This is a genomic window from Helicobacter kayseriensis (assembly GCF_021300655.1).
In the GTDB taxonomy this organism is placed as follows: domain Bacteria; phylum Campylobacterota; class Campylobacteria; order Campylobacterales; family Helicobacteraceae; genus Helicobacter_G; species Helicobacter_G kayseriensis.
In genome coordinates, this window is the sequence record NZ_JAJTNB010000007.1 from 1 (window position 1) to 19,596 (window position 19,596).

Below are 19,596 nucleotides of genomic sequence, written 5' to 3' on the forward strand. Positions count from 1 at the left end.
AGATACAAGATTAGAGATGAGATACTTTACGCTTATATATTTATCAAGCAGTTCTAAAGGTTTGGATCAATAAAAACATCAAAGAGAATTTCTCTCTTTGATGTTGAGTCAAACACAATATTTATTTTGAAACTAGCTTTTGTTCTCTTGCATATTTTTCACCCAACTCATAGGCTTTGATATTGAGATCCAAAACCTTACTTGGAACCTTCTTTTTCATCGTCTCAAACACCAAATCCCGATCAATCGCTTGAGATAACTCAACAGCAATTCCCAAAGCGACAATAGATTGCGTGACAACATTGCCAATCTCATTTTTTGCAATAGAAATAATTGGAATTTCTAGAATCTGGAAAATTGCTCTATCTTCTTGGGCAGGAACAACCAAATTAGAATCTACAACAATAACTCCCCCCTTTTTAATGCCACTTTTAAACTGATCATAGCTTACCTGAGCTGTAGAAAGCATAAAATCAATGCTTCCCTCCATCGCATAGGGATAAAAAATTTCTTCTTCATCCAATAAAATATCGACCTTTGTCGGACCACCACGCACTTGACTAGTATAGCTTGCTGCTTTAATTGCATAGCCTCCACTTTCGATTTTTGATTCGGCCAAAATCTCCCCTGCAAGCAAAACTCCCTGACCCCCAACTCCACAAAATCTCAATTGTTTTCTCATTTTTCACCCCCTTGCATTTTGATTTGAATCTCTTTATATGCTTGAGAATATTCCACCTTTTCTTCTTGGTGCAAGATTCCTGTGGGAAATTTTCCTCTTTTTTCATTCTCATCAAGAAGATCAAACTTTGACTTTGAGATAGTCAATGAATCAATCCAATTTAAATTTTGCACAGCTTCGCCCATTTTGTTTTTTCGCCCCAGATTAATATGACAATTACTAAAAATCTCCATAAAGCTAAAACCATTATGTGCAAATCCTTCGCTCAAAATTTTTTCCATTTTTTTGGGATACAAAACACTCTCTCTTGCGATAAATGAAGCTCCTGCGGACTTTGCCAAAGAACATGCATCAAAACTTGGATCAATGTTTCCATATTCAGCAGTAGCAGTCCAAAATCCCTTTGGCGTTGTGGGAGAAGTTTGTGAATTAGTCAATCCATAAATAAAATTATTGACAAGAACAAGATTTAGATCAATATTTCTGCGACAAGCATGAATGGTGTGATTCCCACCGATTGCCAATGCATCCCCATCTCCACATACAACGATGACTTTTTTATCCGGATTGGCAAGCTTAATTCCTGTTGCATAGGCTAAAGCTCTACCGTGTGTGGTATGCACAGTGTTGCAGTTAATATAAGAACTCATACGCCCACTACACCCAATTCCACTGACAACACACACATCTTTCATATCCCAACCATTAGTCGCAATAGCACGAATAATGGATTTCAAGATCACTCCATCTCCGCACCCCCAACACCATAATGTCGGCATTTTTTCAATACGCAAATATTGATCATAATTAAAAGCCATTGTTTCCTCCTTGGATTCTTTGCATGATTTCTCGAACCATTACATCAGGATCAATTGGACGGCCATCATATTGTCCTATAAAATCAACCTTATGTCCAAGCATTTGCTCTACCTCAAAAACATATTGACCGCGGTTTAATTCTATCACGCACACTTTTTGATTTTCTTTGATATGTTGCTTGAGAGCTTGAGGGGCAAGAGGATAGAGAATCTTTGGAGATAAGATTCCCACTTTTTTCCCCTCGCTTCTCAAAATATGCATAGCTTCGATTGCTGCCAAACACACCGACCCATAAACAATCAAAACATATTCTGCATCCTCAAGCATATATGTCTGGAAATGGGCAATTTCTTCAGCCCTGCTCTCAATTTTTCCACAAAGGCGCTCAACCAAATTTTGTGCAAGATTCCGATCTTCAGTAGGAAACCCTCCCTTTCCATGATGCAATCCTGTCACATGATAAAAATACCCCTCAAAGAATGGATTGAGAACTGCTGGAGAATTTTGAGGAACATCATAGGGAAGATATTCTTTTGGATCTCCAGAAAAACGCTTCCGATGTAAAATCTCAATCTCAGATACTTCAGGCAAGACAACCTTTCCATACATATGCCCAATTGTTTCATCAAGCACCAAAAATACAGGCGTCATCAATTCTTCTGCAAGATTAAAGGCTTTAATTGTTTGAAAATAAATTTCTTCTAAATTTGAAGGAGCTACCATTACAGCCTTAAAATCACCATGCGTAGGATGCTTTAAAAATTCAATATCTCCTTGAGATACACGTGTAGGCAAACCTGTCGATGGTCCTCCCCTCATAACATCCACAATCACAAGAGGAATTTCAGCCATAAAGGCAAAACCAATTTGCTCAGCTTTGAGAGAAATTCCTGGCCCAGAGCTTGCTGTCATTGCCTTTTTTCCACTCATTGATGCCCCAAGTGCAACACAAATCCCACTGATTTCATCTTCCATCTGGATAAAAGTCCCATTATGCTTAGGAAGCAAGGCGCTCATTGTATGTGCAATCTCACTTGAAGGAGTAATTGGATATCCTCCAAAAAATCTACATCCTGCATCAATGGCAGCTAATGCAACCAATTCATTTCCGCTAATGACTAATTCTCTCATTTTGACTCCCTATACTCTTGAGGAAGAAGAAATGCATTGGCTTTGATCTTCTCCCCTCTTAATTGAGATTCTTGATTTATTTTTGCAAACTTATATTCCCCTTTTTCTGCCACAAAGATTGCAAAATCAGGACAATGCAATTCGCATTCTCTGCACCCAATACAGCTTTCAGGAAATGACACCTCAACCACTTTTCCCAATATCATTTTAGAATCTAGTCGCATCGACAACACGCCTGCTGGACACATCGATACACATATATCGCATCCTTTACAGCGCTTCTCATTGACCCATACAGGATTTTCACTCATCTTTTCTCCTTGCCCTGTAGTTTTTTTACAATGATAAGAAAAAATTATTACTTTTTAAAATTATTTTTATGATCTTGATATGTCTCAGAGAAAGTATGTCTTCCATCTTTAGTCCTTACAAAATACAAATATGGAACACGATCGGGATTTAAAGAAGCCTCAAGAGCTTCAAAACTTACACTACCTGATGGAACAGGTGGTATTCCTCTATACTTATATGTATTAAACAAACTTTGATCTTCTCGAATACGCTTTGGTGTGATTTTATCGTGCGAATATTGTCCATAATTCAGCGAACCATCCATTTGTAGTGGCATTCCTTTTTTGATTCGATTATCAATAACAGCAGAAATAATTGGCATCTCTTTAGCATCAGCGGCCTCTTTTTGGATAATTGCTGCCTTGCTTAAAATCTGTTTCCATTTTTGACTTCCATAAATAATCCCTTGCTTTTGAGCAAAATCTTGATGAGCCTTTTTTGAATAATCCAAAAGATACCAAACAATATCTTTTGCATCTGCACCATAAGGGATCTTATAAGTTTGAGGGACAAAATTTCCCTCAATACATTGGGGAGAGTTTTTACACGCCCTCCAAAGATCATCTTCTTGTATTTCAAAGATTCTTGCAATATCCTTAAAAAAGAAAAACATCGTCTCACCAGGAATCAATTTCACTTCCCTCATCGCAGACTTTGATCTTGTCAAGCGATAATAAAAATCACCCTTAGATATCAAAGTACATCCCAAATCAATCCATCCACTCTGAGGAGAACCAAAAAATCTCAGAAGAAGAGAATCTAGGCGATTTGCATCAATGTTTTGCGAAGGGAGATATGATACAATTTGATTAATTGTTCCACGCGGAAGCATAATAATTTCTTTGTGGACTTCAACTTTCAAATTAAGATAAAACAAAATGAAAACACAGCAAAAAAAGAAAACAAACAAAACAAAATTTATTATCTTAAGCATTTTTCTCAGCATTGTTATAACACTACTTATTGGATGTTTTTATACACTTTCAAAAGGGATTCGGATCCAGCATTTCAAAATTGCAAATATTGAATTAAATGGATTGTATCTAAAACTTGATAATAAACTCATCTTGACTCTTGATACTCTAGCGATTAAAAAACAAAACAAACAGACACATTTTGAGTTTCCAAAAGCAATTCGATGGTTTCAAAATAGCCTAGTTGCTATTTCATACTTTGAAAAAATTGAGGTTAAAAATATCTTTCTTCCACAACAAAAAGAGTCTGCTTCAGTTTTTTATGATGGCAAACGCTATCATCTCTTTTTCCCAGAAATCCAAGCCCTATTTCAAATCCAACAAGATTCTCACAAAATCAATCTCAAGATTCAAAAATTTATTGCCACAAACTTTCAAGTTCAATTAAATGGAGAAATTGATTATTTTCTTTCTAAAGACAAATTAGCTTTCTCACTGATTGCACACCCCTATGGAGATTCTCAGAATAGACAAGAAAAACTTATCATTAAGGGAAATTCCAATCTCAAGATTCTCAATGTAAGTGCTTTTAGTACACCAATTAAAAGCCTCGCACTTTATGAGAAAGATTTTGCAAAAATCCCTGCTTTGCATACTTGGCTTTTGCAAAAGGCATCCTTCGATTCTGCGAGAATCAAAAATCTTTTTTTTAGCGCTCCACTCAATGAGGACTTCATCCCCAAAATGCTTAAAAGCCTTTATGCGGAATTGGACTTTGAAAATGTTGGACTCAAACTTGAATCTCATCTTGCCCCAATCACCACGCCCTTTCTTAAAGCTAAATTTCAAAATGAGATTTTAAGCTTTTCTTTAAAGGATCCAAGATATGAAGGATTGCAACTTGATGGGAGTTTTGTTGAGCTACACAACCTATCCCATCCTTCTGAGGGTGTAAAAACCCTTGTTTTTCTCAAATCTTCCGACGCAGTTTTAGATCAAAGAATTCATAAGATTCTGCAAACTTATGGAATCGGCTTTGATGTCAAGCAACTTGATTCTGTGATTGATCTTAATCTAAAGCTTTCTTTCCAAAAAATACAAGATGAGCTCAATGTGCAAGCTCAAGGAACCTTTCTATCCCAAAATACGCATCTAGAAGTTTTTGGAATGCCTGTATTTGCACAATCTCTAAATCTCACGCTTGATCTTACTCCCAACGGGCGTCATTTGTTCATCAATGATTCTCAAGTCACGCTTGAAAATCCCCTTATTGAAGGATTGGTTAGTGGTGATATCAATCTAGCTGACAAAACAATACAGGGGCGACTCAAACCTAACATAATCCATATCCAAACCTCACCTCATCCAAACTCTCCCTTAGAAAAAATCCTTTTTTTAGAACAAGATGATATTGCAGAAATTGCGATTAATGCTGATTTTGCAGAAGTTCCAAGCATCAATCTTCCAGATTTTTCTATTATGCTTACTCTTGGCGAGTCAAAAACAATTGTTCTTGAAGATTTGAGCAAACTTTATCCCTATTCTCCCCTTCTCTCTCATCTTGCCATCAAAAATGGAAAAGCATCTATTCAAACAACGGATTTTAAAAACTTTTCCATCCAAAGCGAATTGTTTGATCTGACATATCCGATCTTTGATAAAAAATGGAATCCTATTAAAGAATTTCATTCCAATCTTCAAATTTCACCCACCTCAATCTCTCTTCAATCTCTTGATGAGAGTGTTACACTCCAATATCACGACAATCTACTCAAGGTTTTTCTAAAAGATAAAAATTTCGATTTCCAAGCCCTAAGACACAACACAATCCCCCTCTTCCAATCCTCTACCCAAGAAGAAACAAAGCCATCATCATCTACTCAAAAATCTTTCTCTCTTTATTTAGAATCTAAAAATTCCGCCATCAAATACAAAGAACTCACCATCCCCACAGATGAAATTATTGTCAATATGAATAACAAAAAAACGACCATTGATGCAACACATAAAAATGGGGTCATCAATGTTGATTTGTATGATGATATTGCAAAATTCCAGGCCAATAACTTTAGTGGGGATTTTATCAATCTTGTTGCTGGCAAAGAAATCGTTCAGGGCGGTCTCTTTGGCATCAAAGGTTTATATAAAAACAAAATCTTACGTGCAGATATGGAGATTCAAAATACAACATTTAAGAATTTTGCAACCCTTCAAAATATTGTTGCACTGATTGACACAATCCCCTCCCTAATCGTGTTTAAAAAACCAGGATTTAGCACAGATGGCTACCAAGTCAAACATGGACGAATCCTTATGGAGCTCAATGACAAATATCTTGGACTCAAAAAAATTGATTTGGTTGGCGATACAATTGATATCAATGGTGGAGGGATTGTCACCCTTGACACACAAGAGCTCAATATCTCCCTCACAATTTCCACAATCAAGGGCCTATCAGAAGTTCTCAACAAGATTCCCATTGTTGGATACCTTTTGTTAGGCAAAGAAGGTAAAATATCTACAAGCTTGATTTTGAAAGGAACGCTACAAAATCCAAAGTCTGAGGTAACTCTTGCTGAAGATATCATAAGCGCCCCATTCAAGATTATTGAGCGTATTTTTATCTCAGATTAGGAGCAAAACTATGACACTTTTTGAAGGATGCGAAAACCAAACTTACAAAATTACCAATATTCAAACTCAAGATGAGGCACTCAAGCATCGTTTTCTATCTCTTGGGATTACAAAAAACTCCCAAATCTTCCTTGAGAGATTCTCATCAAATAAAGCTACTTTAGCCATTCAAGTTAACCATACTAAAATTGCGCTTCGAGATTCTGAGGCTCAAAATATTTTTGTTGAGGCAATATGACCAAAACCCAAAAAGCCTCAATCATTAAGCGTAAATTTTTATTACATTATGGTCAAGCAAAAACTGAGCTCAAATACTCCAATCTCTATGAACTCTTGGTTGCCGTGATGCTATCTGCTCAATGCACAGATAAAAGAGTTAATCTAATCACTCCTGCTCTTTTTGCAAATTTCCCCACAATCTCTCACCTTGCATGTGCGGATATTCAGGAAGTCAAGCTCTTGATCAAAAGTTGTTCTTTTTTCAACAACAAAGCCAATCATCTCATCGCAATGGCAAAGCAAGTGATGGAGAATTTCAATGGAGAAATTCCACACACTCAAAATGAACTCAAAAGTCTCTCTGGTGTTGGACAAAAAACAGCAAATGTTGTCTTGATTGAGTATTTTGGAGAAAACTTTATGGCTGTTGATACGCATGTTTTTAGAGTTAGCCATCGTCTGGGTCTTACGCGTGCAAAAACAACTCAGAAAACAGAAGAGGACCTTGTCAAGCTTTTCAAAGATCATCTTCATGCGCTTCACCAAGGGTTTGTTCTTTTTGGTCGGTATGTTTGCAAGGCAGTCAATCCAAATTGTCAAGATTGCTTCGTTCAAGAGTTTTGCACCACAACAAAAAGCTTTAAACCTCAATAATTGAGAAAATGATGGATTTGGTGATACAAAGTTTTATTGAGATTGTTCAAACAATGTTAGGCATAACTCCTCATATGATATACACCCACACTGATACAGAATATGGGACAAGCATGACTATTAATGGAGAAAAATATTATTTTTTTTTCGATTTGAATCTCATTGAACTTCTTGCTCATGCTTTTTTAGAAAGCAAGCCTACGCAAAATGAGATCAAAGATTTATGTCAAGAATTTACAAATCTCATTATTGGAAAAGCTAAAGTATTAAACACTCATTCTGCAACTCAAATTGGAATACCAATTTTTCTAAATCACGCTCAAGTCCCAAATCTTTTTTCAAAAAGTATACATTTTCAGATCAAAGAAGGAAGATGCAGTATTTATAAGGAGTAGAAATGCAACCAACAATCCTCAATCAAAACCAAGAACATAGCGAACGAGAAGTCCAACTAGCACAAAGCTTTGAGAAAATGATGCAAGATTATGCCGGCCTACTTGATATGGATGTGATGTTTGATGCTCAACTTGCCTCAATCAAACTCACTCTCAGAGATATTCTCAAGCTTGAAAAAGGATCGATTATTGACCTCTTAAAACCTGCTGGGGAAGGAATTGAGGCTTTTGTCAATGGTCGTGTTATAGGCAAAGGAGAAGTGATGGTCTATGAAAAGAATCTCGCAATTAGAATCAATGAAATCTTAGATTCTGATGCGATCGTCTACTACATTACACGCGAGCAAATCTAATGCGCTTTCTCTTTCTCTTATCTTGCTTATTTTATGTTTTATGGGGGGCTCATTCTGTGGAGCAAATCACTTTTTCTCTAGCAAAAGATCAATTAAAATTTACTCTCCCCATCCAAAGCAAAATTTCCATTCAAGAAAAACAAAATCAAATCACTCTGACATTCAAAGAAGCTTTTCAGGAGAAACAATGGAGCAAAATACTCAATCCGCCATTTGATACATTTTTGCTTCAATCTATCTCGCCAAACCAAACACAAATCACTCTCACTTCACACCAACCCCTCTCATATTCCTACTCACAAAATGCACAAGGAATCCACTTTATAGTATGGGCTATTCCCTCATTTTCTTGGTGGAGATATTTTGCGGTTTTGGCAGTTTTATTGTTTCTTGTTGGCATCTTGCTTTTTTTAAGAAAAAGACAGAAGCAAATAAATGCAGAATATACCTTTAAGTTTAAAGAAATCTATCTCAACAAGGGAAGCAAAATCATCACTTTAGAGAATCATGAAAAAATCTTCACCCTATTCTCAAACGAAAGGGGTTGTGTACTTCTTGATTCTAGGGAAATACAAAAGGATTAGAGAGGTTAAAGTGAAGCGATATCGTCTTTTCTTTACTTTTTGTTTTTCTCTGCTTCTGCATGCTTTGCTTCTCATTTTTATTATACAAACCAACTCAAAAGGTTTCAAAAAGGGAATTGGCGACAACCCAAAAATAAAAATTTCTTCTTTTGAGTTTGCACCCTTTGATTCTCAAGCCAAAGCTCCTTCTAACCCACCCCCACAATTGCAACAAAAGAAATCACAAATCACCAAACCCAATCAATCACAAAACAAACAATCCCAAAAGCCTAAACCTATTGAAAAAAAAATACCCATTACAGACACTCATCAACAAACACCGCAAGAGACAAAAAACTTAGACACTCAGGATGATCAAAAAAACTCCCCACAAGACTCTATGCCACTAAATGAAGCAATCAGCTCCATCGATCAACCCTCTCCCCCCACACCAATCCAACAATCTCTAAGCTATCAACTTGCAGATCAACAAACCAAAAAAAACATTAGCGAATTTTACGGAGCTGAATTTGGACAACTTGGATTAGAAGAACAAGAATATATCCTCAATAATCTTGCCTACATTGGCAGAATCACCCAAAGCTATCTTCGATATCCACCCAATGCTGGGATGCTCGCTCAAAGTGGAGGCAATGTCGTAGAGTTTTACCTTCATCCAAATGGAGATATTAGTGATCTAAAAATCATCAAAAAGAGTGGCTTTATTCTATTGGATCGCAATAGTATCAAAACAATTGAGATTGCCTATAAAGACTATCCTCATCCAAAAACAAAGACACTAATTCGATTCTATATCAACTATTATCTTATCCGCAACTAAGGGTCTTTGCAATAATTTTTACAATAGGGAGATCAATGGGACACAAGGGTTCACAATCTCCACATTGAGTGCAAGTTGATAGAACTTGAAAAATCTCCTCTCTAGATTGAAAAGCCTGTTGCCCCATAAGTTCACATAAATGCAAATACCCCCTAGGAGAATACACCTCATCATAGCTCTCCAAAAAAGTGGGGCAAACTGGATTACATTTTGCGCATTTGATACAAATATTATCCATCAAAGTGTCTTGCTAAAACGCTGTTGATCTGCTGCCCTAGAAAGATAGGCATCAAACTCCATTGCAATATTCCTAATCATCATTCCTCCTGTTGGAGTGGCTCTAAAACCATTCTCATCACTTTCTATAAAGCCTATCTCTTCATACTCTTTTAAAGCCTCAAGTGCTTGTGAGAAATGTTGCTTGCAATCAATTCCAAAACGCTGATTGATCGAAGAATAATCAAGACGCAAATTATTCATAATCTGCATAATCACTTCTTTACGCAAACAATCTTCATCTGAAAGCCAAATACCCTTATGCACAGGAAGCCTATCCTCATCTAAGCTCTGCATATATGCCTTAAGATCTTTTTGATTTTGAACATAATAATTTGCACCCTCACCAATACTTGTCACGCCAACACCGATTGTTTGAGAAAATCCCTTTGTCGTATATCCCTGAAAATTACGCCTCAATTCCCCGTTTTTCATTGTCAAAAAAAGTTCGTCATCTTTTTTTGCAAAATGATCCATCCCAATCAGCTCATAACCATTGTCTTTCAAAAATTTAATACTTGATTCTAAAATCTTGAGCTTTTCTTGTGGTGTTGGAAGGGCATCAGAGGGAATTTTTTGCATAGTTTTTTTAATCCAAGGCATATGCGCATAATTAAAAATGGCCAAACGATCAGGATTGAGCGATACGACCGTTTGAAGTGTTTCCAAAAAGCTCTCCTTGCTCTGGTGTGGAAGACCCAAGATCAAATCAAAATTAATCGATCGTATTCCAAAGTCTCTTGCAATATTGACAGCATTTGATACAAGATCAACACTCTGAAATCGATTGATTGCTTTTTGTACTATTGGATTAAAATCTTGAACCCCAAAACTAACACGATTAAATCCCCCATCTTTGAGTACCCTCATTTGATCTTTGTTGAAAAATCTAGGATCAATCTCACAACTTGCTTCAATCTGATTTGAAAAATGAGGAAAGGTTTGATGTATCAAATCAATAATAACTTCAAGATGATGAGCTTGAAAATAAGTAGGAGTGCCTCCCCCAAAGTGAAGCTGAATCACCTCTCTTTGAACATCCAAATAGCGCTTTAATAGCTCAAGCTCCTTCTTGAGATAAGGAATATAACCCTGCTTTTTCTCTTCATTGTTCGTATAGATCACATTGCAACCGCAAAAATAACAAGCACTTTTACAAAAAGGCAGATGAAAATACAAGGAGAGAGGAAGGGCGCTTGAATTAGACTGCTCTAGCGCTTGAATATAATCACTCTCTTGAAATCCCTCATGGAACTCAACAGCAGTAGGATAGCTTGTATATCTTGGGCCGGATTTGGAATACTTGGCAATCTTTTCAAAATCTATCATGATTTATTTCCTTAGATACTCATCAATATTAAAGAACAAATTAGGATGCTCTCTTTTAATTTCTTCAATCAACTCTGCAGAATCCAATTCCTCTGTATTGAGATCTAATTCTCTCATTTTAGCCTTTGCCACACTCATTACATCTTCGAAGTCTAAAGGCATTTGATTAGCAATATCTCGTTCAAGAGAAATTGTAAATTTTTCTTCTTGTGCTTTTTTGATTCCTTCAAGCAATCGTTTAAGAATATTTGTTGAGATCAATACATACTCATCACCATTTTCATCACTAACAAAACAAGGTTTTCCTAAGCTCAAGTTCCCATTCTCAAGCTGAATACTTAAGTGCTTTTCATCAATTTTTGTTAGATTGCCATTTGTAATCTCCCCATTTAATTCCAGCATAGTGTCCCTTTGTGTTTTTGATACAAATATACCATTATTCCCTTTTGGGCATGCAAACGATTCTGTGCTTCCAAAAAAACACGACTTCTTTTACCCTCCAAAACCTCCTCACTCACTTCATACCCACGATAAGCAGGCAAACAATGCAAGAAAATGGCCTCATCTTGTGCTAGATTCATTAGCTCCTGATTGACTTGATATGCTCCAAAAGCCTTGGCTCTTTTTTCTTTTTCATCTTCTTGACCCATAGATACCCAAGTATCTGTTGTAACAACATTTGCACCCCTGACTGCCTCTTGTGGATCTTGCAATAAAGAAATCTTTGATCGGCTTGTTTTTGCAAACTCCTGAGCCAATGAAGCAATCCCAGAATCAACCTCATATCCCAAGGGAGAAGCGATACGCAGCTCAAAGCCAAGCTTGCTTGCAAGCATCAGCCAAGAATGAGCCATATTATTTCCATCTCCGATATAGGCAACAACAGGTTGCCTCTCTTCAGAAACTCCAATCCCACACTCAAGCATTGTCAAATAATCTGCCATCAACTGCACAGGGTGAAAACTATCACTCAATCCATTAATAACCGGAACTGGACAGTAAGAAGCAAACTCCTCAAGACGCTGATGTTCAAAGGTGCGTATCATCACCATGTCTACCATAGATCCAATGACTCGAGCTGTATCTTTAATAGGCTCTCCACGACTTAGTTGAATATCACGATTAGAAAGAAAAAGCCCCATTCCACCAAGCTGATAGATACCTGTCTCAAAACTCACCCTTGTGCGTGTTGAATTTTTTTCAAAAATCATTGCAAGGGTACATCCTTGCATCAATGGAGTGGGGATTGATTTTGAATGTTTGATTTTAATATCCTGTGCAATAGCAATCATTTGCAGAATCTCTTCTTTAGAATAATCCTTTAAACTCAAAAAATCTTTCATCCTCACTCCTTAGCAAAAATTAAATTAACGCCCTCTAGGATTTGGAGGGTTGATGGTAGGCGGAACATAAGGCTGAATTGAAATCACAACACCATTGCTTAGATTCTTAAAAACCGTGTAATCAGCCGTTCTTTCATATAAAATTTCTTGATTATTCATCAAAAAGCGTTGAGTTAAAACACCGCTTCTACTGATTCGAAGTCCCTTGCCTTGAAAAATGTCATTGCCTAAAAAAATATCATCAAACAAATCTCCATAACTTACAACACCAAAGATTTTGCGTGCCGCAAGTGATTTTGGAGCACATTCTCCCTGAAAGCAAATATCGCTTTTTGTGATCTCTAAAGATCCAATAGGCACTCCAGTTTGGAAGAGATCAATATTGATCGCATAGTAAGTCACACGCACCACAGCCAAATCATAAAACTTAATAGTTGGTGTATTGAGCAAGACTAATTTAGTCCCAGAAATATGCTCAAGAGAATCAAGAGCATCAGGATCAATCTGTGGATTCTCTCCAAAAAAAGAAAGAAAGTTTTCCCACCCTTGCTTAGTTTGTGTCGATGAACAAGCGCTTAAAAAAAGCAAAACACATAATCCTATCAAGATTTTGCATATAGCGTCTCTCATCAACTACCTCTCTTAGAATTAGATCTTTATGATTAAAAATTACCAGTCAAAACCTTATGCCACACTCTTCCATCAAGTTTCAATTCCATGCTAACTTGACACAACCCATCCTTATAAACTGTTTCAGTAATCTCTGCATTGCGGATCAGTGCTTGAACTTTTGTTTTTACAACAGAATTTTGAAGCATCATATCCTTAACTGTATCTTGACCATTTACCTTGATTCCATACATTTTCTCGCCAATCTGTCTATAAGCATCCACAATTGCAGCTCTCTTAGCAAGTGCCAAAGCTTGAGAAGGAGAAATAGATGATTCTGGTGCCACTCCCATTCCTACAGCATTAAGCTCGATAATATTATTAGCAGTCAATATAGGTGAATTTGGAATCAAAGGCTCACCCGCCTCATATTCTGGCTCTTTTTCTGGTTTTGCCATACGAGGAGATTCGCTTGGTGCTGGTTGCTGAATCTCTGGCAATGCAGGAATTTCAATACTATCTACAACCATTTTATTTACTCTTTGAACTTGAGGGGTTGTTTCTTGAGGCATCATATTGCCACTTGGTTGGTTATACATCATTGGGGGTTGCAAAGGGACATAGTTTGCCTGATAATTTGCAGAAGGTGGAATAAGTGCTGTATCACTCACACCATCACTAAAAGCTCCACACCCACTCAATCCTAAAGCCGCCATGCCAATCATACTAGAGTAAAAAATTTTACTTCTCATATCTCTAATCCTTTATTTGTTGGTTTAACACAAAGCAATCTAGCAAAATATGTTCCATTTTTATTTACTGCATTGCAAATATCGATGAGTTGCCAAAACTTTTCCAAAATAACGCTGACTATCCAGATTGATTACAAAATCCTTGCGCCCATCAATCAAGCTTGTTAATGTCTTTTGAATCAAAACCTTGCACTGAGAAATTTCTGGGATCTTTTGAATTGCATTCTTCACCCTATAAGTTGAATCGCCAATATAATCAAGCTCATAAATCACTTGAGTAAAATTAAACTTAAGTTTCGCATTTAATGCATTAGAATAAGCATGAATCACTTGGGGAGATGTTTTAAATTCTGTATAAGCATCATTAAAACGCACAACTTGTCTTTCCATTTTTCCCTCTAGATTATCAGCATTGATAAAATCTAAAAGATCTTTAGATTGGATATGAATCTCAATTCCCCCATCTCTAACCCTCTGTTTAAAATCTCCATCCTTAACTTCATAAGCATATGTTTGGATAATTTGCGCTTTTTGTACTTCTGCAAACAAAGAAACACTCCATAAACATAAAATACAAATCCACAAAAAACGCATTTCTCTTGCCTTATTTTCTTAAAGTTTAGATTATCATTTTACAAAACATTCAAAGCGAGTAAGATGAAAAAAATAGCAATTCTAGGGAAACCCAATGTGGGAAAAAGTTCTCTTTTTAATCGTTTTTTAAAACAAAGAAAAGCAATCACTTCTGATATTGCAGGAACAACAAGAGATGTTAATTCTTCTTTTGTAGATTTTGATGGACATATAGTGGAAGTTTTGGATACTGGCGGGATTGATGAGAGCAGTGATCTTTTTTCAAAAGTCAAAGAGCTCAGTCTTAAGAGCGCCAATGAAGCGGATCTTGTTTTGTATATGGTTGATGGAAAGATTTTGCCCCAAGAAGAAGATCGAGACTTATTTTTCAGCCTCCAAAAATCCTGCAAACAATGTGTTTTAGTCATCAATAAAATTGATAATGATAAAGAAAAGCAAATGGGATGGGAATTTGCAAATTTTGGAGCCAAAGAAAGCTTTATGATCTCTGTAAGCCATAATCGTGGAATTTTGGCTTTGAAAAACCACATCATCACTTCACTCAACTTGACACAAACATTTTCTCTTCAAGAAGACAACGAGGAAAGTTTGGAAGAATTTTTAACACAAGACCAAGAAACACCATCAGAAGATCACACACAAATCAATGTGGGAATCATTGGACGCGTCAATGTAGGGAAAAGTTCATTGCTTAATGCCCTCCTTGGAAGCGAACGAAGCGTTGTAAGCGATATTGCAGGGACAACGATTGATCCTGTTGATGAAAAAATAGATTTTCTCAATCATCAAATTTGCTTTGTAGATACTGCGGGCATTAGGCGAAGGAGTAAAATTGAGGGGATTGAAAAATACGCTCTTGATCGCACTCAAAAAGTCCTTGAAAAAAGTGATATTGCCCTTTTAGTGCTTGATGTAAGTGATGGGTTTGTTGAACTTGATGAGCGTATCAGCTCTTTGGTTGATAAATTTTCATTGGGTGTGATTGTGATTTTTAATAAATGGGATATTAAAAAAGGAGACTTTGAGCAAATCAAAACAGAATATAAAAGAAAATTCCGTTTTTTAGAATATGCCCCCTTTCTCACCGTTAGTGCAAAAAATGGGCGCCATATTGAAGAGATCAAACACAAAATTTTGGAAGTTTATACCAATTATTCAAGACGCATCCCAACAGCCAAGCTCAATGAAGCTATTATTGAGGCCTCTAAACGCCATCAGATTCCCAGTGATCACGGAAAAATTGTTCGCATTTATTATGCAACGCAATATGAGACTTGTCCTCCCCAAATTGCTCTTGTTATGAATCGTCCAAAAGCACTTCATTTTAGCTACAAACGATATCTAGTCAATTATCTTAGAGAACATTTTGATTTTCAGGGCACACCTATATTAATCTCTGCAAGAGGAAAGGGAAATAAACATACAGAAGATTCTCAAGAGTAGGATCTTCATCTTATTTAGAAATATAATTTTTGGAAATACGAAAATAGGATTTGGTTGCGGGAGACGGATTTGAACCATCGACCTTTGGGTTATGAGCCCAACGAGCTACCGGACTGCTCTATCCCGCGATAATTAGATAAGATTGTGAAAGTTTAAAGAATAATGGCTGGGGTACAAGGATTCGAACCTCGGAATGCCTGGACCAAAACCAGGTGCCTTACCGCTTGGCGATACCCCAATGCAAAAATGAAAGTGGGATTTTATAGAAAACTTTCTCTTTTGTCAAGAGATTTTTTCATTTTTTAAGTAAAAATTACTTTGTTATGGCGAGAAGGCGAGAGAATCGAACTCCCCAGCAACTAGACACCTAGCCACTCTATGGGTTTGAAGCCCAAGGCGAACACCAGAATCGCTTGCCCTCCAAAAATATTTTTCAAATAAGCTAGAATTATATATCAACATCCTATTTTCTTGGAGAATTCCGTGATTGAATTATTACAAGCTCTACCCAAAGTTGATTGGCTTCTTAAAGACAATGATTTTTCTCATTGTTCTCCTTCCATACTAAAAAACTGCATCCAAACAATCCTTAATCAAAAACGACAAGAGATTCTCACATCGCACTCTTCCTCAATCCAAATTCAAAATATCAAACAAGAGATTCTTGATCTTTATAATCTAAAAACTCACAGCACGATCAGACCTCTCATCAATGCCACAGGAGTTGTTTTGCAAACCAATCTTGGACGCAGTCTTTTGCACCCCAAAATACTAGAAGAAATCTTCCCTCTGCTCTCAAATTACAACAATCTTGAATATGACATCTCACAAGGAAAAAGAAGTGAGCGCTATATCCACATTACCCATCTTTTAAAAACCCTTTTGAGCTGTGAAGATGCTCTTGTGGTCAATAACAATGCAAGTGCGGTGCTTTTGATTCTCAACACATTTGGAAAAGAAAAAGAAACAATTATTTCAAGAGGAGAGCTTGTAGAAATCGGAGGATCTTTTAGAATCCCAGAAGTGATGAAGCTTTCAAACACAAATTTAGTTGAAGTGGGAACGACCAACAAAACACACCTTTCTGATTATCAAAATGCAATCACAGAAAATACAGCAATTATTATGAAAGCACATCAATCCAACTTCAAGCAACTTGGATTTTGCGCCAATGTAAGCTTTGACAAACTGAGTGTATTGGCTCAAGAAAAAGGTTTGATTGATTATTATGATCTAGGAAGCGGGTATATGCAAGGGCTACAAACAGACCAAGAACCTAGTCTTTTTGAGCTCTGCAAACACTCTCCCTCGCTAATAAGCTTTAGTGGGGATAAACTTTTTGGTGGTCCTCAAGCAGGAATCATCGTGGGAAAATCACATCTGATCAACAAACTCAAGCAAAATCATCTATTAAGAGCTTTAAGAGTTGATAAATTCACAATCCTTGCCCTAGAGGCAACACTTAGAGCCTATATTTCTTGTGAGTTTGAGAAAATCCCTACACTTGCAATGCTCAACACTCCTCTATCTTCTCTCAAATCCAAAACCCAAAAACTTTTTGCTTTGCTTGAAAAAATCCCTCATCTCAATCTATGCATCAAGCAAATTGATTCTTTAGCAGGAGGAGGAAGTCTTCCACAAACCCCCTTTGCCTCTTATGGAATCTTATGCTATAGCCCTATTTTAAAAACCTCAACTTTGGAGAAAAATCTAAGAGAGGGGGGACTCATCGCTCGCATTGTCCAAGATCAAATTTGTCTAGATTTGCGTTGTATATTTGAAGATGATTTTCAAAAAATCAGCAACTTGTTTGCAGAAATCCTTGCAAACCACACCAAAAAGGACACAAACAAACATGACAAACAATGACCTTTTAATCGCTCTAGGAGGACATATCGATCATGGAAAAACAACACTCATCAAAGCCCTCAATGGATTTGATGGCGATGAGCTTAAAGAAGAGAAGCAAAGAGGGATTACGCTAGATATTAGTTTTTCCAATCTCAATCTCCCCTCACGCAACATCGCTTTTATTGATGTACCTGGACATGAAAAACTTGTCAAAAATATGATTGCTGGGGCATTTGGTGTTGATTTATTATGTCTTGTGATTGCAAGCGATGATGGAATCATGCCCCAAACTTTAGAACATCTTGAAATTGCTAATTTTCTAGGTATTTCAAGATGTTTTTGCATCATCACCAAAACCGACAAATCTTCCCAAGAGGATATCCTTCTCCTTAAAGAGGAGATACATAAGCTCTTCTTATCTCTTTCAATCCAGCTTGACACAATTCTTCCTTTCAGCATCCAAACACAAGAGATAGACAAACAAGCAATTTTACTCTACCTCTCAAACACTCCCAAACCCCCAAAAAAGGATATTGGGTTTTTCCGCTACTACATCGATCGATCTTTTAGCATTAGTGGCGCAGGTTGTGTTGTAAGCGGAAGCGCATTAAGTGGGGAAGTGAAGAAAGGAGACAGGCTCTTTGTCTATGATTTGGCTAAAGAAGTCAGCGTGCGATCCCTTAAGATCCATTCTGACTTTGCCTCATCCGCTCTTCCTTCACACCGAGTTGCACTCAATCTGCACGGCGTCCATTCTCAAGAGCTAAAACGCGGTTTTTTGATTGCTCCAAAAGGATATTTGAGGGGATTTCATATCCTTGAAGTTGCACTCTTTGGAGAAAAAGCCCTCCCTCAATTTGCAACCCTTCACATTGGTGCTAAAAAAACCAATGTCACCCTCACACTGATTGCTAAAATCAAAGAGAATCTATGGTTTGCAAGACTTAAGACACAGGAGAAAATTTTTACAATTTTTAAGGAAAAATTTATCCTCAGGAGCAATAACCAAACACTCTGTGGAGGAGAGATCCTTGCCCCAATCACTGATCCTATTAAAAAATCTCAAAAACTTTCTCTTTTGCACTTTTTGCTTCAGGATGATTTTAAAAATGCATTCAAGATTCTCATCGAAGCTCATCCCAAAGGATTTGGGCTTATCTCTAGCACGCAAAGATTTGGCCTCAGCCACATACAGGCACTTCAAATTGCAAAAACCCTTGATCAAATTTTTATTGATGAAAAGAATCTTGTGATTTATCCACAAAAAACCAACAAAATCCTCCAAGGATTGATTCTAGAAATCTTCAACAAAAACCCCAAGGCGCTTCTTTCTGCCTCAAGTCTGCATATCAAAACCCCATGGGCAAGCGAACTTTATATTCAATATATTCTCACCTCAATGCTCACCCAAAAACAGATCCAAAACAAAAATGGCCTCTATACAAGCCCCAATAATTCCACACAAAACCCCCAAGACTTCATCATAAGCAGAATCTATGAGATTTTAGATCAACAAGGTTATGCTCCACAAGCTCCTTATAATCTTTATGATGATTTGGGCATTGATCGAAAAAGGGGTGATTTAGCACTCAAAACACTCTGTGCCTCACAAAAAGTCATCCGCCTTGAACACAATCTTTTTATCACTTCCAAGCACCTAAACCAGCTTCTGCAAATTATGCGACAGATCATTTCTCAACATAGCTATATCGATCTTGCTCTTCTTAAAGAAAAAATCCCTCTTTCAAGAAAATATCTGATTACTTATCTAGACTATCTAGATCGTTTTGAAGATATTCAAAAATCCGGCACTAAGCGTCATTTTAAACACAAAAGGACATAA

At 36.9% G+C, this 19,596-nt stretch carries 22 protein-coding genes and 3 tRNA genes; 10 read left to right on the forward strand and 15 right to left on the reverse strand.

Annotated features, from left to right (window positions below):
- Nucleotides 1–121 precede the first annotated feature (121 nt).
- From LW137_RS05425 to mltG, 5 genes are read right to left on the reverse strand one after another with little or no spacing between them, the layout of a single operon-like run.
- Nucleotides 122–682 (reverse strand): 2-oxoacid:acceptor oxidoreductase family protein, encoded by a 561-nt coding sequence (locus tag LW137_RS05425; RefSeq protein ID WP_233033981.1) that lies wholly within the window; start codon nt 680–682, stop codon nt 122–124.
- Nucleotides 679–1,500, reverse strand: coding sequence for a 2-oxoglutarate ferredoxin oxidoreductase subunit beta (locus LW137_RS05430; RefSeq protein WP_233033983.1), 822 nt, complete (start codon nt 1,498–1,500; stop codon nt 679–681). Before LW137_RS05430 ends, LW137_RS05425 begins: the two co-directional genes overlap by 4 nt.
- Nucleotides 1,490–2,632 carry a 2-oxoglutarate synthase subunit alpha gene (locus tag LW137_RS05435; protein ID WP_233033985.1) on the reverse strand — a complete coding sequence of 381 codons (1,143 nt, stop codon included), beginning with the start codon at nt 2,630–2,632 and terminating at the stop codon, nt 1,490–1,492. The genes LW137_RS05430 and LW137_RS05435 overlap by 11 nt, the downstream gene beginning before the upstream one ends.
- Nucleotides 2,629–2,943 carry a 4Fe-4S binding protein gene (locus LW137_RS05440; RefSeq protein WP_233033987.1) on the reverse strand — a complete coding sequence of 105 codons (315 nt, stop codon included), beginning with the start codon at nt 2,941–2,943 and terminating at the stop codon, nt 2,629–2,631. Before LW137_RS05440 ends, LW137_RS05435 begins: the two co-directional genes overlap by 4 nt.
- A gap of 47 nt (nt 2,944–2,990) precedes the next feature.
- Complete coding sequence (mltG, locus tag LW137_RS05445) at nt 2,991–3,845, reverse strand: endolytic transglycosylase MltG (RefSeq protein ID WP_233033989.1); 855 nt, start codon at nt 3,843–3,845, stop codon at nt 2,991–2,993.
- A gap of 16 nt (nt 3,846–3,861) precedes the next feature.
- Between mltG and LW137_RS05450 the strand changes: the two genes are divergently transcribed.
- From LW137_RS05450 to LW137_RS05480, 7 genes are read left to right on the forward strand one after another with little or no spacing between them, the layout of a single operon-like run.
- Nucleotides 3,862–6,531: a YhdP family protein gene (locus LW137_RS05450; protein WP_233033991.1), complete on the forward strand. Its 2,670-nt coding sequence runs from the start codon at nt 3,862–3,864 to the stop codon at nt 6,529–6,531.
- A 10-nt stretch (nt 6,532–6,541) separates the two neighbouring features.
- The gene (locus LW137_RS05455) at nt 6,542–6,769 is read left to right on the forward strand and encodes a FeoA family protein (protein WP_233033992.1); all 228 of its coding nucleotides are present in this window, start codon (nt 6,542–6,544) and stop codon (nt 6,767–6,769) included.
- A complete protein-coding gene (gene nth / locus LW137_RS05460) occupies nt 6,766–7,404 on the forward strand; it encodes an endonuclease III (protein ID WP_233033993.1) in 639 nt (212 codons plus the stop codon). Before LW137_RS05455 ends, nth begins: the two co-directional genes overlap by 4 nt.
- A gap of 11 nt (nt 7,405–7,415) precedes the next feature.
- Nucleotides 7,416–7,799, forward strand: a complete 384-nt coding sequence (locus LW137_RS05465) for a chemotaxis protein CheX (protein WP_233033994.1) — start codon at nt 7,416–7,418, stop codon at nt 7,797–7,799.
- A 2-nt stretch (nt 7,800–7,801) separates the two neighbouring features.
- Nucleotides 7,802–8,152, forward strand: a complete 351-nt coding sequence (fliN, locus tag LW137_RS05470; protein ID WP_233033995.1) for a flagellar motor switch protein FliN — start codon at nt 7,802–7,804, stop codon at nt 8,150–8,152.
- Nucleotides 8,152–8,736 carry a hypothetical protein gene (locus tag LW137_RS05475; RefSeq protein WP_233033996.1) on the forward strand — a complete coding sequence of 195 codons (585 nt, stop codon included), beginning with the start codon at nt 8,152–8,154 and terminating at the stop codon, nt 8,734–8,736. Before fliN ends, LW137_RS05475 begins: the two co-directional genes overlap by 1 nt.
- 10 nt (nt 8,737–8,746) lie before the next feature.
- The gene (locus tag LW137_RS05480) at nt 8,747–9,556 is read left to right on the forward strand and encodes an energy transducer TonB (RefSeq protein WP_233033998.1); all 810 of its coding nucleotides are present in this window, start codon (nt 8,747–8,749) and stop codon (nt 9,554–9,556) included.
- On the opposite strand, the gene LW137_RS07270 is transcribed toward LW137_RS05480, so the two are convergent.
- The 7 genes from LW137_RS07270 to LW137_RS05510 all read right to left on the reverse strand — a co-directional run bounded on the left by LW137_RS07270 (nt 9,543) and on the right by LW137_RS05510 (nt 14,459).
- Nucleotides 9,543–9,794, reverse strand: coding sequence for a 4Fe-4S dicluster domain-containing protein (locus tag LW137_RS07270; RefSeq protein ID WP_428845620.1), 252 nt, complete (start codon nt 9,792–9,794; stop codon nt 9,543–9,545). The genes LW137_RS05480 and LW137_RS07270 overlap by 14 nt on opposite strands.
- Nucleotides 9,794–11,161 (reverse strand): oxygen-independent coproporphyrinogen III oxidase, encoded by a 1,368-nt coding sequence (hemN, locus tag LW137_RS05485; RefSeq protein ID WP_233034007.1) that lies wholly within the window; start codon nt 11,159–11,161, stop codon nt 9,794–9,796. The genes LW137_RS07270 and hemN overlap by 1 nt, the downstream gene beginning before the upstream one ends.
- Before the next feature lie 3 nt (nt 11,162–11,164).
- On the reverse strand, nt 11,165–11,563 hold the full coding sequence (locus LW137_RS05490; protein ID WP_233034009.1) for a DUF2603 domain-containing protein: 399 nt from the start codon (nt 11,561–11,563) through the stop codon (nt 11,165–11,167).
- Nucleotides 11,551–12,504 carry an ornithine carbamoyltransferase gene (gene argF / locus LW137_RS05495; protein WP_233034011.1) on the reverse strand — a complete coding sequence of 318 codons (954 nt, stop codon included), beginning with the start codon at nt 12,502–12,504 and terminating at the stop codon, nt 11,551–11,553. The genes LW137_RS05490 and argF overlap by 13 nt, the downstream gene beginning before the upstream one ends.
- A 24-nt stretch (nt 12,505–12,528) precedes the next feature.
- Nucleotides 12,529–13,092 (reverse strand): HP0838 family lipoprotein, encoded by a 564-nt coding sequence (locus tag LW137_RS05500; RefSeq protein ID WP_233034013.1) that lies wholly within the window; start codon nt 13,090–13,092, stop codon nt 12,529–12,531.
- Between the two features lie 74 nt (nt 13,093–13,166).
- Nucleotides 13,167–13,865 (reverse strand): LPP20 family lipoprotein, encoded by a 699-nt coding sequence (locus LW137_RS05505; RefSeq protein ID WP_233034015.1) that lies wholly within the window; start codon nt 13,863–13,865, stop codon nt 13,167–13,169.
- Nucleotides 13,866–13,925: 60 nt separating this feature from the next.
- Nucleotides 13,926–14,459 carry a hypothetical protein gene (locus LW137_RS05510; protein ID WP_233034016.1) on the reverse strand — a complete coding sequence of 178 codons (534 nt, stop codon included), beginning with the start codon at nt 14,457–14,459 and terminating at the stop codon, nt 13,926–13,928.
- A 63-nt stretch (nt 14,460–14,522) separates the two neighbouring features.
- On the opposite strand from LW137_RS05510, the gene der reads away from it, so the two are divergent.
- Complete coding sequence (gene der / locus LW137_RS05515; protein ID WP_233034019.1) at nt 14,523–15,902, forward strand: ribosome biogenesis GTPase Der; 1,380 nt, start codon at nt 14,523–14,525, stop codon at nt 15,900–15,902.
- Between the two features lie 51 nt (nt 15,903–15,953).
- On the opposite strand, the gene LW137_RS05520 is transcribed toward der, so the two are convergent.
- The 3 genes from LW137_RS05520 to LW137_RS05530 all read right to left on the reverse strand — a co-directional run bounded on the left by LW137_RS05520 (nt 15,954) and on the right by LW137_RS05530 (nt 16,324).
- Nucleotides 15,954–16,030 (reverse strand) — tRNA-Met (locus LW137_RS05520).
- Between the two features lie 35 nt (nt 16,031–16,065).
- Nucleotides 16,066–16,140 (reverse strand) — tRNA-Gln (locus tag LW137_RS05525).
- A gap of 86 nt (nt 16,141–16,226) precedes the next feature.
- Nucleotides 16,227–16,324, reverse strand: a tRNA-Sec gene (locus tag LW137_RS05530).
- Between the two features lie 61 nt (nt 16,325–16,385).
- Between LW137_RS05530 and selA the strand changes: the two genes are divergently transcribed.
- Both selA and selB read left to right on the forward strand, forming a co-directional pair.
- Nucleotides 16,386–17,771: an L-seryl-tRNA(Sec) selenium transferase gene (selA, locus tag LW137_RS05535; RefSeq protein WP_233034021.1), complete on the forward strand. Its 1,386-nt coding sequence runs from the start codon at nt 16,386–16,388 to the stop codon at nt 17,769–17,771.
- Nucleotides 17,758–19,596 carry a selenocysteine-specific translation elongation factor gene (selB, locus tag LW137_RS05540; RefSeq protein WP_233034024.1) on the forward strand — a complete coding sequence of 613 codons (1,839 nt, stop codon included), beginning with the start codon at nt 17,758–17,760 and terminating at the stop codon, nt 19,594–19,596. Before selA ends, selB begins: the two co-directional genes overlap by 14 nt.

Excerpts from the sequence above, each read along its gene's own strand:
- LW137_RS05425 (WP_233033981.1), bottom strand. The coding sequence starts at position 682 with ATGAGAAAACAATTGAGATTTTGTGGAGTTGGGGGTCAGGGAGTTTTG.
- LW137_RS05430 (WP_233033983.1), bottom strand. The coding sequence starts at position 1,500 with ATGGCTTTTAATTATGATCAATATTTGCGTATTGAAAAAATGCCGACA.
- LW137_RS05435 (WP_233033985.1), bottom strand. The coding sequence starts at position 2,632 with ATGAGAGAATTAGTCATTAGCGGAAATGAATTGGTTGCATTAGCTGCC.
- LW137_RS05440 (WP_233033987.1), bottom strand. The coding sequence starts at position 2,943 with ATGAGTGAAAATCCTGTATGGGTCAATGAGAAGCGCTGTAAAGGATGC.
- LW137_RS05450 (WP_233033991.1), top strand. The coding sequence starts at position 3,862 with ATGAAAACACAGCAAAAAAAGAAAACAAACAAAACAAAATTTATTATC.
- LW137_RS05455 (WP_233033992.1), top strand. The coding sequence starts at position 6,542 with ATGACACTTTTTGAAGGATGCGAAAACCAAACTTACAAAATTACCAAT.
- nth (WP_233033993.1), top strand. The coding sequence starts at position 6,766 with ATGACCAAAACCCAAAAAGCCTCAATCATTAAGCGTAAATTTTTATTA.
- LW137_RS05465 (WP_233033994.1), top strand. The coding sequence starts at position 7,416 with ATGGATTTGGTGATACAAAGTTTTATTGAGATTGTTCAAACAATGTTA.
- fliN (WP_233033995.1), top strand. The coding sequence starts at position 7,802 with ATGCAACCAACAATCCTCAATCAAAACCAAGAACATAGCGAACGAGAA.
- LW137_RS05475 (WP_233033996.1), top strand. The coding sequence starts at position 8,152 with ATGCGCTTTCTCTTTCTCTTATCTTGCTTATTTTATGTTTTATGGGGG.
- LW137_RS07270 (WP_428845620.1), bottom strand. The coding sequence starts at position 9,794 with ATGGATAATATTTGTATCAAATGCGCAAAATGTAATCCAGTTTGCCCC.
- hemN (WP_233034007.1), bottom strand. The coding sequence starts at position 11,161 with ATGATAGATTTTGAAAAGATTGCCAAGTATTCCAAATCCGGCCCAAGA.
- LW137_RS05490 (WP_233034009.1), bottom strand. The coding sequence starts at position 11,563 with ATGCTGGAATTAAATGGGGAGATTACAAATGGCAATCTAACAAAAATT.
- argF (WP_233034011.1), bottom strand. The coding sequence starts at position 12,504 with ATGAAAGATTTTTTGAGTTTAAAGGATTATTCTAAAGAAGAGATTCTG.
- LW137_RS05505 (WP_233034015.1), bottom strand. The coding sequence starts at position 13,865 with ATGAGAAGTAAAATTTTTTACTCTAGTATGATTGGCATGGCGGCTTTA.
- LW137_RS05510 (WP_233034016.1), bottom strand. The coding sequence starts at position 14,459 with ATGCGTTTTTTGTGGATTTGTATTTTATGTTTATGGAGTGTTTCTTTG.
- der (WP_233034019.1), top strand. The coding sequence starts at position 14,523 with ATGAAAAAAATAGCAATTCTAGGGAAACCCAATGTGGGAAAAAGTTCT.
- selB (WP_233034024.1), top strand. The coding sequence starts at position 17,758 with ATGACAAACAATGACCTTTTAATCGCTCTAGGAGGACATATCGATCAT.